The sequence below is a fragment of the Enterobacter sp. NFIX59 genome (assembly GCF_900113755.1).
Classification (GTDB): domain Bacteria; phylum Pseudomonadota; class Gammaproteobacteria; order Enterobacterales; family Enterobacteriaceae; genus Enterobacter; species Enterobacter pseudoroggenkampii.
Genome location: NZ_FOQN01000001.1, coordinates 207,855 through 221,808 on the forward strand (window position 1 = coordinate 207,855; position 13,954 = coordinate 221,808).

The following is a 13,954-nucleotide window of genomic DNA, read 5'->3' on the forward strand; positions in this document are numbered from 1 at the left end:
GATGTTGGCTGGTGTGGTTAAACGGGCATTTCGCCCAAATAAATCTGTGCAATCTGGTCGTCATTGAGCAGCGCTTTCGATTCGCCATGATGAACAATGCTGCCGCTGTCCATCACCCACGCGCTGTCGGTGACTTCCAGCGCGAGACGGGCGTTTTGTTCGATGAGCAGCAGGGCAACGCCGCGCTCGCGCAGGCCGGCAATGACGGCAAAAATGTTTTCAACCATCTTCGGCGCGAGGCCCATCGACGGCTCGTCGAGGATCAGCAGGCGCGGGCGGCTGAGCAGGGCGCGGTTAAGGGCCAACAGCTGTTGCTCACCGCCGGACAGCAGGCCGGCAAGCTGATGCTGGCGTTCGCCCAGGCGCGGGAAGCGCTCGAAAATCTCGTTCATTTCGCGATTAACGGTGACAGTGTCACGTCTTAGCCAGGCGCCCATCTGCAGGTTTTCCAGCACCGTCATGCGGGAGAAGATCCCGCGGCCCTCCGGGACCATCACCAGCCCGTCGCGCAGTAGCGCCTCGGGCCTGTGTCTGCGGACGTCTTTACCGCGGAATTCAATAATGCCGCTAAAGCTTTCCAGTCCGGTAATGGCGCGCACGGTGGAACTTTTCCCCGCGCCGTTAGCGCCGATCAGCGTCGCCTGTTCACCCTCGTGCAGGGTAAAAGAGACATCGCGGACGGCCTGAATACCGCCGTAATGCACGTCCACACGTTCCACCTTCAGTAACTCAGACATGGGCGTTTCCTCCAAGCCAGGCGGCGATCACTGCCGGGTCTCGACGTACGTTCTCCGGCGTGCCGCTGGCAAGCGTTTTGCCGTAATCCAGCACCGTCAGGCGATCGCAGATGCCCATCACCAGCTTGACGTCATGCTCAATCATCAGCAGGGTTTTGCCGTCATCGCGCAGGCGGATTAGCAGTTCGCCGAGCGACACTTTTTCCGCTGCGTTCATCCCGGCGGCGGGTTCGTCCAGCGCCAGCAGCAGCGGATCCGTTGCCAGCGCGCGGGCAATCTCCAGACGGCGTTGATGACCATAGGCCAGATCGCAGGCGCGGTAGTGGGCGAACCTGGCAATGCCGGTGTACTCCAGCCAGTGCCAGGCCAGTTCCCGGGTCTGCCTCTCCTCTTCACGGGCGCGTTTGTGACGGCTCAGCGCGGCCCACAGGCCGTTACGGGTGCGCACGTGGCGACCCACCATCACGTTTTCCAGCACCGACATGTCATTAAAGAGGCGCACGTTCTGAAACGTGCGGGCAATCCCGGCGGCGGTGACTTTCTCAATGTGCTTTGGGAAATAGGGCTTGTCGGCAATCGAAAATTCACCACTGTCCGCCGGATAAAGCCCGGTGATCAGGTTAAAGCAGGTGGTTTTTCCCGCCCCGTTGGGACCAATCAGGCCATAGATCTCACCCTTGTTCACGGTAATCGAAACGTCATCTACGGCAGTCAGCCCGCCGAAGCGTTTTGACATGTTGCGTACGGTTAACAGGCTCATGCCTTCACCTCCTTGTGGCGCACCGGCCAGATGCCTGAAGGACGCACCAGCATGACCAGTACCAGCGCCAGGCCGTAGAACAGCTGACGCAGCACTTCCGGGTCAATCAGTACCGTACCGAACAGCGCCTGCTGAACCGGCGCTGCCTGACTGCGCAGCAGTTCCGGCAGGGCGGTAAGCAGTATCGCGCCCAGGATCACGCCAGGAATGTGTCCCATACCGCCCAGCACCACCATCGCCAGCACGGCAATAGATTCCTGTAACGTGAAGGATTCCGGGGAGACAAAGCCCTGAAACGCGCCGAACAGGGCACCCGCCACGCCGCCAAAAGAGGCACCCATCGCAAAGGCCAGCAGCTTATAGTTACGCACGTTGATGCCCATCGCGCGCGCCACATCCTCATCCTCGCGGATGGCGTGCCAGGCGCGACCAATGCGGGAATGCTGCAGGCGCAGGCAGACAAAAATAATCGCCACAATCACCAGCATCAGCAGGTAGTACCACAGCCACAGCGCGGGCACGTTGAAACCAAACCAGTGGTATACGCCGCTGAACTTCAGGCCGAACAGGTTGAGCGTATCCACCCCGGTAATACCCTTCGCACCGTTGGTGATGTTCACCGGTCGGTCGAGGTTGCGCATCAGAATGCGGATAATTTCGCCAAAGCCGAGGGTTACTATCGCCAGGTAGTCCCCGCGCAGCTTCAGCGTAGGAGCACCGAGTAAAATGCCGCAGACCGCCGCGACGAGCGCTGCCAGCGGAATAATCAGCAGATATGAGGTGTGCAGCCCGTCCGGGAACCAGACGCTGAGGACAGGAAATACCGCCAGCAGGTGTGGGGAGGCCATCAGTGCCGAAAGGTAGGCGCCGACCGCGTAAAAGGCGATAAAGCCCATGTCCAGCAGGCCGGTATAGCCCACCACAATATTGAGCCCGAGTGCCAGCATGATGTAGAGCAGGGCGAAGTCGATCACACGTACCCAGTAGTTGCCGCCAAGCTGCGTGGCCACCACGGGAGCAACCAGTAGCGCGAGGCAGAACAGGACCATGCCTGACCAGAATTTGCGCGTCGCCGCCGGGGTCTGGAGTTGAAGTGTTGTCATGGTATTCCTTACGCCCTGTGCGCCACGCGCTCGCCCAGCAGGCCAGCCGGACGGAAGACCAGCACCAGGATCAGCACCATAAAGGCAAAGACATCCTGATAGTTGCTGCCAAAGACGCCGTGGGTGAGTTCCCCCAGATAACCTGCGCCCAGCGCTTCGATAATGCCGAGCAGGATCCCGCCAATCATTGCGCCACGAATGTTACCAATGCCTCCCAGCACGGCGGCGGTAAAGGCTTTGATTCCGGGCAAAAAGCCCATTGAGAAGCTGGCGTTGCCGTAGTTGCTGGCCATCATGACGCCTGCCAGCGCGGCAAACACGCCACCAATGGCGAACGTCAGGGTAATAATGGCATTGGGGTTAACCCCCATCAGCGTGGCAACGCGTGGGTTTTCCGCCACGGCGCGCATGCCGCGGCCCAGACGGGTGTATTCCACCAGCAGCCACAGGCCGGTCATCACCGTAAGCGCCAGCGCCACGGTAACAATGCCGGTGACGGTCACAATCGCAGGGGGATGCAGTTCACTTCCTGCCGTCACGGCTATCGGATCCATGGGCAGGATCTGCGGGAACATCAGCGGGTTGCGCGTCCAGATAATCATCGCCACGGTTTGCAGCAGGACCGAGACACCGATACCCGAGATCAGCGGCGCGAGCCGGGGGGCATTGCGCAGTCTACGGTAGGCAAAGCGTTCCACGGCCATCGCCAGCAGGGCGCAAACGGCCATGGCAATCATCAGGGCAACGCCAAGCTGCAACAGCAGCGGCATATGCGGGAAGGTGGTGTTCAGGGCGTTAATGGCGGAAAGCGTGGTGAGCGCACCGACCATCAGAATATCGCCGTGAGCAAAGTTAATAATGCGCAAGATGCCATACACCATGGTATAGCCCAGCGCGATCAGCGCGTAGATGCTTCCCAGCATCACACCGTTGATCAGTTGTTGTATGAGTGTATCCAACGTCTGTACCCGCAAAGTGCTGTTTCTGCGGCTACCATCCGATAAATGAATTAAATTGTAAAATACACATATATTATTTCTTATGATAAACCGGAATTGCTTTATCTTAATGATTTATTTAAAGATAATGTAGTCGCGTTCCCGGCTAAAAAGCCTAAAGAAATCAACATATGAATAAAACAGAACAATCGGCAGATTTGTCCGCGTATGCAGACAGTCGCCTGGCAAACGATCCGCCGCTTCGGGCTGTCCGTGCCTTTGAGGCCATCGCCCGGCTGGGCAGCGTCACGCTGGCCGCGCAGGAGCTGGATATCTCACCGTCGGCGGTCAGTCATCAGCTCAAGGTGCTTGAAGGGTATCTGCAAATTCCGCTCACGGAGCGTCAGGGGCGCAGGCTGGTGCTGAGCCAGCACGGACGTGAATATTATCGCTCGATCCGCGCGGCGTTTAACGTGCTGCGCCAGGCAACGGAGCACCTGGCGGAGCAGGCGCAAACGCGTCAGGTCACCATCAGCCTGATCCCGCTTTTTGGTATGGGGTGGTTCATCCCACGTTTACCTGCTTTTATGCGCGCCAATCCCCAAACCGAGATCAACGTGGTGTATGCCAACCATCGTAACTACCTGAGCGACGCGTCGGATATGTCGATTCGTTTTGGTAACGGGCAGTGGGCGGGCTATCAAAGCGAAAAGCTGATTTCCGGTCAGATGGTGCCGGTGTGCAGCCGTGAGTTTTTGCGCGTTCATGGCCACATCGACACGCCTGAACAGCTGCTGCAAATGCCGCTGTTGCATGATGAAGAGCGTACGAGCTGGACGCAGTGGTTTTTGTTGCAGGGGGTAAAACGTCCGCTCCGGCGCAGCGGCCCGCTGTTTGAAGACGGACTGTTGACGCTGGCGGGCGTACAGGCTGGTCTGGGCTGTGCGCTAATGCGTGAGCCGCTGATTGCGCCGTATCTTGAGAGCGGCGAGCTGGTGAAGATATTTGACTTACCGATTGATGACGGGCGCGATTATTACCTCTGCGTGCGTACAGACTCAGAGATGACCGAGGACGGCAAGCTGCTGCAAAACTGGCTTCGTTGGGCTGCGAACGGAGAGTCGTCAGCCGGATAGGAAGATAAAAAAAGCCAGCTTGTTCAGCTGGCTTTTGTAGTGACAACATTTAGAACTGGTAGGTCAGACCCAGCGCCACGATGTTGTCTGTACCGATGCCTGCCTGGCGAGTGAACTTGTTGTCGTCGAGCAGGTTGATTTTGTAATCCACGTAGGTGGACATGTTTTTGTTAAAATAGTAGGTCGTGCCAACATCGATGTATTTAACCAGATCCTGGTCGCCGAAGTTTTCGATGTCTTTGCCTTTAGACTGCAGGTAAGCGATGGATGGACGCAGGCCAAAGTCGAACTGATACTGAGCCACAACTTCGAAGTTTTGCGCCTTGTTTGCAAAGCCGTAGATGTCGGTACGCTTGTTGTTAGAAGTACCGAAGCGGGTTGCGTTATAGGTCTGAGAGTACTGCGCAGCAAGGTAAACGTTGTTCGCGTCGTATTTCACACCACCGCTGTATACTTCAGCTCGGTCGCCTTCACCGTATACGCCAGCCGCATTCTGGTCAGCGGTACGACGTGAAGAGGACATTGCGCCACCCACGCTGAAGCCTTCGCCCAGATCGTAAGTCAGGGATGCGCCATAGCCGTCACCGTTCTGGTTCAGCAGGCTGCGACCGCTGGTGTTTTCACCCTCTACGCTGCCGTTTTTGCCCTGATACTGCAGAGCAAAGTTCAGGCCGTCCACCAGACCAAAGAAGTCCTGGTTACGGTAGGTCGCGACGCCGTTAGCACGTTGCTGCAGGAAGTTGTCAGCGCCGTAGGTATCGCCGCCAAATTCTGGCAGAACGTCAGTCCAGGAAGTTACGTCGTAGATTACGCCGTAGTTACGACCGTAATCAAAGGAGCCTGCTTCAGCAAACTTCAGACCTGCAAACGCAACACGGGTCCAGGACTTGTTGTCGCCTTCTTCCTGGTTGCCCTGAATCTGGTATTCCCACTGGCCGTAGCCGGACAGCTGATCGTTAACCTGGGTTTCACCCTTGAAGCCGATACGCATGTAGGTTTTATCGCCATCTGCGCCTGCGTCATCAGAGAAATAGTGCAGACCTGTTACTTTACCGTACAGATCCAGCTTGTTACCGTCTTTGTTGTAAATTTCGGCAGCGTTAACAACGCCTGCTGCCAGCATGGAAGTGACTGCCACTGCAACTAATTTAAGTTTCATCTTAAATATTCCTTATAATTTTTTTCAGTATTTCCTGAACCACTGTGAACGATTTCTAAACGAGGCTGCTCGTCAATGGCATGCTATTTTTAAAAATCTTGTAGTCTTATTTCAATAATAAGTTTCAAATTATTAGAGATAATTTCAATTAGTGTGATCTCGATCGTGTGAAAAGGCGATTATTCAAACAAAGCGCCCGAATTTTATACGATTAATAATTATTTTGTTTGCGGGACTATTGCCATCGCTATAATTTCTGTGAGTTTTAGTATATTAAGTTAGATTTCGGTATTCCCGATGTGTTGAGGGGGTGCTATTAGTTTTTGGGCTTAATAACAGTGAGTTAGGGGAGGGTTTGAACGTATATTGCGAATATTTGCATGGATGTGTCAGAATTGAATTATTACATTCAATGCTATCCATAGTGTTAATATTCATGGTTGACTAGTTTCATGTCGTTGTCAGTTTGTGTCAATTATCTTGTTGAGCGTTTACAGAAGGTGCCAAATATAAACCGAAATTAAACAGACATCCTATTATTAGGATAAATATTCTGAGGTGCGATCACACTTTAAATTTATGTTAATTATGTTGCCGGGTTGAAATTTACCCGGCCGTGCGAGAAAGCATTATTTTCTTGTTGCGTACCAGCAGAGTAACGACCCGGCGCAAACCATCAGGGCGCCTTGCCAGAACGAGAATGAGAGGGGGGAACTCAGCACTGCGGCGGCAAGCGCGGCTGAAAGGACCGGGGTAAAATAGGATACGGCAGCCAGAACCGTGACGTTACCGTGCAGGATGCCAATATTCCATGCGGCGTACCCAAACCCAAGGGCAATGCCGCACATGACGAGTTTCACCACCACCGGAAGCGTGAACATCATCTCTGGCTGATCGCTCAGGGCATATTTCACCCACAGACTCAGCGCGGTCAGTAAAACAAACAGGGTGATGCCGTTTTGTCCTTTCGCAAATTTGCTGGTGACCGTGCAGTAGGCGGCCCAGATAAAGGCCCCGGCAAACGCCAGCGCGTAGCTCAGCGGGCTGGAAACGATATTGCGGGTTATTTCATCAAGATGTAAACCCTGTTCACCGCCCAATACCCAGCAGACGCCCAGCAGCGATATGACCAGGCCGGGGATCACCCACAGGGTGGATTTCTGTCCGTTGAACAAAATGGCAAACACAATGGTCAGGCTTGGCCAAAGGTAATTCACCATACCGACTTCAATCGCCTGCGATCGCGTTGCGGCATAGCCCAGCGACAGCGCCAGGCATATTTCGTAGCTGACAAATAAAACGCTGCCCGCAATAAGATATCGCGGCGAGAACCGTCTGATATCAGGAAATCCTACCGTCACCAGACACAGTAATCCGCTGAGGGTGTAGATCATCGCCGCACCGCCTACCGGCCCCAGTCCCTCACTCACGCTGCGAATAAGGCCGACCATGGTGCTCCATAACAGTATTGCCGCCAGCCCAATAAGCGTTGCCTTTTTTCTGTCCATTACTTCGCCATTGCAATAAAAATCAAAGGAAAAATGTATCGCATTACGCCTGTCGCTGTCGTGAATTATTCTCTTAAGCCGTTAATCAAAAAGGGGTAATGAAATGTACCGGGGGTGACTATTAAGGGGGGGAAGACAGATGACCTTGATTTGACGCAAAAAAATCAGGGACTTTACTGCTAGTTTGCGGCGCGAAGTCTTATACGAACACGAGGACAACGATGGACGTCAGCCGCAGACAATTTTTTAAAATCTGCGCGGGCGGTATGGCCGGAACAACGGCAGCCATGCTGGGATTTGCTCCCAAAATGGCGCTGGCTCAGGCACGCAACTATAAGCTGCTGCGCGCGAAAGAGATCCGTAACACCTGCACATACTGCTCCGTAGGTTGTGGGCTTTTGATGTATAGCCTGGGCGATGGCGCAAAGAACGCCAGAGAAGCGATTTACCATATTGAAGGGGATCCGGATCATCCGGTGAGCCGCGGGGCGCTTTGCCCGAAAGGGGCGGGGCTGCTGGACTATGTTCACAGCGAAAATCGCCTGCGCTACCCGGAATACCGCGCGCCGGGTTCTGATAAATGGCAGCGTATCTCCTGGGATGAGGCCTTCTCCCGTATTGCCAAATTAATGAAAGCCGACCGCGACGCCAACTTTATAGAAAAGAACGCGCAGGGCGTAACGGTTAACCGCTGGCTTTCCACCGGGATGCTGTGCGCGTCTGCGGCGAGTAATGAAACCGGCATGCTGACGCAAAAATTTGTGCGCTCTCTCGGCATGCTAGCGGTAGACAACCAGGCGCGCGTCTGACACGGACCAACGGTAGCAAGTCTTGCTCCAACATTTGGTCGCGGTGCGATGACCAACCACTGGGTTGATATCAAAAACGCGAACGTCGTGGTGGTGATGGGCGGTAACGCCGCTGAAGCCCATCCGGTGGGGTTCCGCTGGGCGATGGAAGCGAAAAACAACAACGATGCGACGCTGATCGTCGTCGATCCGCGCTTTACGCGTACGGCATCGGTGGCCGATATCTATGCGCCAATCCGCTCCGGTACGGACATTACGTTCCTGTCCGGCGTGCTGCTGTACCTGATCGAAAACAACAACATTAACGCGGAATACGTTAAGCACTACACCAACGCGAACCTGTTGGTGCGGGATGACTTTGCCTTCGATGACGGACTGTTTAGCGGCTATGACGCCGAAAAACGGCAGTACGACAAAGCGTCCTGGAACTATCAGTTCGATGAAAACGGCTATGCGATGCGGGATGAAACCCTGACGCATCCGCGCTGCGTGTGGAACCTGTTGAAGCAGCACGTTTCCCGCTATACGCCGGACGTGGTGGAAAACATCTGCGGCACGCCGAAAGCGGACTTCCTGAAGGTGTGTGAAGTGCTGGCCTCCACCAGCGCCGCCGACAGAACCACCACGTTCCTGTACGCGCTGGGCTGGACGCAGCATACCGTTGGCGCGCAGAACATCCGCACCATGGCGATGATCCAGCTGCTGCTCGGCAACATGGGCATGGCGGGTGGCGGCGTGAACGCGCTGCGCGGTCACTCCAACATCCAGGGGCTGACCGACCTCGGTCTGCTCTCGACCAGCCTGCCGGGCTACCTGACGCTGCCGTCTGAAAAGCAGACGGATCTGCAAAGTTATCTGGCGGCGAATACGCCAAAAGCGACGCTGCCGGACCAGGTGAACTACTGGAGCAACTATCCGAAGTTCTACGTCAGCCTGATGAAATCCTTCTACGGCGACGCGGCGCAGAAAGAGAACGACTGGGGCTTTGAGTGGCTGCCGAAGTGGGACCAGGCTTACGATGTCATCAAGTATTTCAACATGATGGATAAGGGCAACGTCACGGGCTACATCTGCCAGGGCTTTAACCCGGTGGCCTCCTTCCCGGACAAAAACAAGGTTGTGCGTAGCCTCAGCAAGCTGAAGTACATGGTGGTGATCGATCCGCTGGTGACCGAGACCTCCACCTTCTGGCAGAACCACGGGGAATCGAACGATGTCGACCCGGCATCGATTCAGACCGAAGTATTCCGCCTGCCGTCCACCTGTTTTGCCGAAGAGGACGGCTCGATAGCCAACTCCGGCCGCTGGCTGCAGTGGCACTGGAAAGGCCAGGACGCGCCGGGCGAAGCGCGCAACGACGGCGAAATCCTTGCCGGGATTTACCATCGCCTGCGCGAGATGTACCGAACCGAAGGCGGCAAAGGCGCTGAGCCGCTGCTGAAGATGAGCTGGAGCTACAAGCAGCCGGAACGTCCCGAGTCTGAAGAAGTCGCGAAAGAGAACAACGGCATGGCGCTGGCGGATCTCTATGATGCTAACGGCAATCTGGTGGCGAAGAAAGGCCAACTGCTGAACAGCTTTGCGCTGCTGCGCGACGACGGCACGACGGCGTCGTCCTGCTGGATCTACACCGGCAGCTGGACGGAGCAGGGTAACCAGATGGCCAACCGTGACAACGCTGACCCTTCCGGGCTGGGCAATACGCTGGGCTGGGCATGGGCGTGGCCGCTGAACCGTCGCGTGCTGTACAACCGCGCGTCTGCAGACGTAAACGGCAAGCCGTGGGATCCGAAGCGCATGCTGATCCAGTGGAACGGGGCGAAATGGACGGGGAACGATATCCCGGACTACAACAGCGCCGCGCCGGGCAGCAACACCGGGCCGTTTATCATGCAGCCGGAAGGGCTGGGGCGCCTGTTTGCGCTCAACAAGCTGGCGGAAGGGCCGTTCCCGGAGCACTACGAGCCGATGGAGACGCCGCTGGGCACCAACCCGCTGCACCCGAATGTGGTCTCCAGCCCGGTGGTGCGTATCTACGAAGAGGACGTACTGCGTCTGGGCAAAAAGGACAAATTCCCGTACGTGGGAACGACCTACCGCCTGACCGAGCATTTCCACACCTGGACCAAGCACGCGCGGCTGAACGCCATCGCGCAGCCGGAGCAGTTTGTGGAGATCAGCGAGACGCTGGCGAAGGCGAAAGGCATTGCCAACGGCGACCGCGTGAAGGTCAGCAGCAAGCGCGGCTTTATTCGCGCGGTGGCGGTGGTGACCCGTCGTTTGCAAAGTCTGAACGTGCATGGCCAGCAGGTGGAAACCGTCGGTATCCCGCTGCACTGGGGCTTTGAAGGTGTGGCGCAGAAAGGCTACATCGCTAACACCCTGACGCCAAACGTCGGCGATTCCAACTCGCAAACGCCGGAATACAAAGCGTTTCTGGTCAACATCGAGAAAGCGTAAGGAGCGATTCAATGGCAATGGAAACACAAGACATTATCAAACGCTCCGCGACTAACCCGATAACGCCCGCGCCTCGCGCGCGGGACTACAAAGCAGAAGTCGCCAAGCTTATCGACGTCTCCTCCTGCGTGGGCTGCAAGGCCTGCCAGGTAGCGTGCTCAGAGTGGAACGATATCCGCGATGAGGTGGGGCACTGCGTGGGTGTCTACGACAATCCGGCGGATCTGAGCGCCAAATCCTGGACGGTGATGCGTTTTAGCGAAACCGACCAGAACGGCAGGCTGGAGTGGCTGATCCGCAAGGACGGCTGCATGCACTGCGAAGATCCGGGCTGCCTGAAGGCGTGCCCTTCAGCGGGCGCGATTATTCAGTACGCCAACGGGATCGTCGACTTCCAGCAGGACAACTGCATCGGCTGCGGGTACTGCATAGCGGGCTGTCCGTTCAATATCCCGCGCCTCAATAAAGAGGATAACCGGGTATACAAATGTACCCTGTGCGTGGACCGCGTCAGCGTCGGGCAGGAGCCTGCGTGCGTGAAGACATGTCCGACCGGGGCGATCCACTTCGGCACCAAAAAAGAGATGCTGGACGTAGCGCAGCAGCGCGTCGATAAGCTCAAAGCACGGGGCTACGACAAAGCGGGCATTTACAACCCGCAGGGCGTGGGCGGTACGCACGTGATGTACGTGCTGCACCATAGCGACCAGCCGGAGCTGTACCACAATCTGCCGAAGGATCCGGCGATCGACACCTCCATTAACCTGTGGAAAGGGGCGCTTAAACCGCTCTCAGCGGCGGGCTTTATCGCGACCTTTGCGGGGCTGATTTATCACTACATCGGTATTGGGCCAAACAAAGAGGTGGATGACGACGAGGAGGAGCATCATGAGTAAGTCGAAAATGATAGTGCGCACGAAGTTTGTCGATCGCGCCTGTCACTGGACGGTGGTGATCTGCTTCTTCCTGGTGGCGGTGTCGGGGATTTCGTTCTTCTTTCCGACGCTGCAGTGGCTGACCGAAACCTTCGGTACGCCGCAGATGGGGCGCATTCTGCACCCGTTCTTCGGCGTGCTGATCTTTGTGGTGCTGATATTTGTGTTCGTGCGTTTTGTTCATCACAACATCCCGGACAAGCAGGATATCCCGTGGGTGAAAGGGATTGTTGAAGTCCTGAAAGGTAACGAGCATAAAGTGGCGAAGGTGGGCAAATACAACGCCGGCCAGAAGATGATGTTCTGGACCATCATGAGCATGATTTTTGTGCTGCTGGTGACCGGGGCGATTATCTGGCGTCCGTATTTTGCGCACTATTTCCCGATTCAGGTGATCCGCTACGCGCTGCTTATCCACGCCACGTCGGCCATCATCCTGATTCATGCCATCCTGATCCATATGTATATGGCGTTCTGGGTGAAAGGCTCGATTAAAGGGATGGTTGAAGGGAAGGTGAGCCGCCGCTGGGCGCAGAAACACCACCCGCGCTGGTATCGCGATGTGGAGCGTCTTGAAGCGAAACAGGAAAGTACGGAAGGATTGAAGTAAACCCTGCGCCGTCGGCTCTGCCCGGCGGCGCTGCGCTTGCGCGGGCCTACTCTTCAAATCAAAACCGCTCCTCCACATACCGGAACGGATATTTTGTGGGTTTGATTTTACCGATTTTGCGTTTCGGTAAATCCACCTTGTCGACGTGTATTTCTTTATACGGGATCTGCGAAAGCAGGTGCGAAATAATATTCAGTCGCACGCGTTTTTTATCTTCTGAACGTGCCACAAACCACGGCGCCCAGGCGGTATCTGTGGCTTCAAACATAGCGTCGCGCGCGAGGGTATACTCGTCCCACAGGTTAAAGGATTTAATATCCATCGGCGATAGCTTCCAGATCTTACGGCCATCGTTAATACGGTCGCGCAGGCGACGCTCTTGCTCTTTAGGCGTCACCTCCAGCCAGTACTTCAGCAGGATAATCCCGGCATCGACCATCGCTTTTTCCATCACCGGTGCGCCATCCAAAAATTTCTCCACCTGTTCCTCCGTGCAGAACCCCATAACCCGCTCAACGCCCGCGCGGTTATACCAGCTGCGATCGAATATCACGATCTCGCCTGCCGAAGGCAGGTGCGGTACATAGCGCTGGAAGTAGAGCTGGCTTTTTTCTTTTTCAGTTGGGGCAGGGAGCGCAACAACGCGAAACACGCGAGGGCTGACTCGCTCGGTGATGGCTTTAATGGTACCGCCTTTACCGGCACCGTCGCGTCCTTCAAAAACAATACACACCTTGAGTCCTTTGGCGACGACCCACTGCTGGAGCTTAACCAGTTCCACATGCAGGCGACGAAGCTCTTTTTCGTACTCTTTCGTCTTCAGCACGGGTTTAACCACGCTATCTACACTCGCTTTGGTCACGGTCACTGCTTTGGTTTTATTCTGTTTTGCGTTTCCCATGATAATCCTCATCTCCGGAACGTGTGATGTGCTTAGAAGGAACTAACACTTTGAAGTGTAATGCTGACCTGCAACCTTCGCGGGAATTTTTGATATGTGTGTCTGATAAGCGTGTTTCTCTTCATCAGGCAACGAGGTAGAATGGTGAATGGTACTGTATGAATAAACAGGTGGTGTGATGGCATTGATTTTTGAGGGCGAAAAAATCGGTCGTACTCGTTTTACCGGCGAGAAAATAGAGAATGCGATCTTTCGTAACTGCGACTTTTCAGGCACGGATTTAACCAGCACGGAGTTTATCGGCTGTCAGTTCTATGACCGGGAAAGCCAGCAGGGCGCTAAGTTTACTCGGGCGCAGCTTAAAGATGCTATTTTCAAAAGCTGCGATTTATCGATGGCAGATTTCAGGCATTCGAATGCCTTAGGCATCGAAATCCGTGAATGCAGGGCGCAAGGGGCTGATTTTCGCGGTGCCAGTTTTATGAACATGATCACCACGCGTACCTGGTTTTGCAGTGCTTATATAACAAAAAGCAACCTGAGCTATGCCAATTTTTCGAAGGTGGTTCTGGAAAAATGCGAGTTGTGGGAAAACCGCTGGAACGGCGCGCAGATCCTGGGGGCAACTTTCAGTGGTTCGGATATGTCAGGCGGCGAGTTTTCTTCATTTGACTGGCGTGCAGCAAATTTCACACACTGCGATTTAACCAATTCGGAACTGGGTGAACTGGACGTGCGTGGCACTGATCTACAGGGTGTTAAGCTGGACAGTTATCAGGTGTCGCAAATTATGGAACGCCTTGGCATCGCGATTATCGGCTGACAATATTCACAGTCTGCGCTGTATAAATGGATTAACGTGTCAGTCTGCCAGTTTGAACTGGCTCACCATACAAGA

General features: G+C 55.3%; 12 protein-coding genes. 5 read left to right on the forward strand and 7 right to left on the reverse strand.

All coding sequences use genetic code 11. From position 1 onward, the window contains the following. Positions 1-17: 17 nt before the first annotated feature. The 4 genes from BM007_RS00995 to BM007_RS01010 are packed head-to-tail and all read right to left on the reverse strand — an operon-like array spanning position 18 to position 3,559. Entirely contained in the window at positions 18-737 is a 720-nt protein-coding gene (locus BM007_RS00995) for an ABC transporter ATP-binding protein (RefSeq protein ID WP_090416819.1), read from the reverse strand. Beyond that, positions 730-1,497, reverse strand: coding sequence for an ABC transporter ATP-binding protein (locus tag BM007_RS01000; protein WP_061715065.1), 768 nt, complete (start codon positions 1,495-1,497; stop codon positions 730-732). Before BM007_RS01000 ends, BM007_RS00995 begins: the two co-directional genes overlap by 8 nt. Next, positions 1,494-2,600, reverse strand: a complete 1,107-nt coding sequence (locus BM007_RS01005) for a branched-chain amino acid ABC transporter permease (protein ID WP_090416821.1) — start codon at positions 2,598-2,600, stop codon at positions 1,494-1,496. The genes BM007_RS01000 and BM007_RS01005 overlap by 4 nt, the downstream gene beginning before the upstream one ends. An 8-nt stretch (positions 2,601-2,608) precedes the next feature. Further along, the gene (locus BM007_RS01010) at positions 2,609-3,559 is read right to left on the reverse strand and encodes a branched-chain amino acid ABC transporter permease (RefSeq protein ID WP_061715280.1); all 951 of its coding nucleotides are present in this window, start codon (positions 3,557-3,559) and stop codon (positions 2,609-2,611) included. Positions 3,560-3,729: 170 nt separating this feature from the next. On the opposite strand from BM007_RS01010, the gene BM007_RS01015 reads away from it, so the two are divergent. After that, positions 3,730-4,674, forward strand: a complete 945-nt coding sequence (locus tag BM007_RS01015) for a LysR substrate-binding domain-containing protein (protein ID WP_090416823.1) — start codon at positions 3,730-3,732, stop codon at positions 4,672-4,674. 49 nt (positions 4,675-4,723) lie between these two features. Here the strand turns inward: BM007_RS01015 and BM007_RS01020 are convergent, their stop codons facing one another. Together BM007_RS01020 and yddG are read right to left on the reverse strand one after the other, a co-directional pair. Next, positions 4,724-5,833: a porin OmpC gene (locus BM007_RS01020; protein ID WP_024909569.1), complete on the reverse strand. Its 1,110-nt coding sequence runs from the start codon at positions 5,831-5,833 to the stop codon at positions 4,724-4,726. Positions 5,834-6,462: 629 nt separating this feature from the next. Continuing rightward, positions 6,463-7,341, reverse strand: a complete 879-nt coding sequence (gene yddG, locus BM007_RS01025; RefSeq protein WP_048989386.1) for an aromatic amino acid DMT transporter YddG — start codon at positions 7,339-7,341, stop codon at positions 6,463-6,465. A 221-nt stretch (positions 7,342-7,562) separates the two neighbouring features. Here yddG and fdnG point away from each other — a divergent pair, with 221 nt between their 5' ends. From fdnG to fdnI, 3 genes are read left to right on the forward strand one after another with little or no spacing between them, the layout of a single operon-like run. Then, on the forward strand, positions 7,563-10,610 hold the full coding sequence (gene fdnG / locus BM007_RS01035) for a formate dehydrogenase-N subunit alpha (protein WP_139210868.1): 3,048 nt from the start codon (positions 7,563-7,565) through the stop codon (positions 10,608-10,610). An 11-nt stretch (positions 10,611-10,621) separates the two neighbouring features. Further along, positions 10,622-11,506 (forward strand): formate dehydrogenase subunit beta, encoded by an 885-nt coding sequence (gene fdxH / locus BM007_RS01040; RefSeq protein ID WP_090416827.1) that lies wholly within the window; start codon positions 10,622-10,624, stop codon positions 11,504-11,506. Beyond that, positions 11,499-12,155 (forward strand): formate dehydrogenase-N subunit gamma, encoded by a 657-nt coding sequence (fdnI, locus tag BM007_RS01045; protein ID WP_090416829.1) that lies wholly within the window; start codon positions 11,499-11,501, stop codon positions 12,153-12,155. Before fdxH ends, fdnI begins: the two co-directional genes overlap by 8 nt. Positions 12,156-12,213: 58 nt before the next feature. Here fdnI and ppk2 read toward each other — a convergent pair whose 3' ends face one another. Continuing rightward, positions 12,214-13,056 (reverse strand): polyphosphate kinase 2, encoded by an 843-nt coding sequence (gene ppk2, locus BM007_RS01050; RefSeq protein WP_254780637.1) that lies wholly within the window; start codon positions 13,054-13,056, stop codon positions 12,214-12,216. A gap of 178 nt (positions 13,057-13,234) precedes the next feature. On the opposite strand from ppk2, the gene BM007_RS01055 reads away from it, so the two are divergent. Beyond that, on the forward strand, positions 13,235-13,879 hold the full coding sequence (locus BM007_RS01055; RefSeq protein ID WP_032647374.1) for a QnrE family quinolone resistance pentapeptide repeat protein: 645 nt from the start codon (positions 13,235-13,237) through the stop codon (positions 13,877-13,879). The last annotated feature ends 75 nt before the right edge of the window (positions 13,880-13,954 follow it).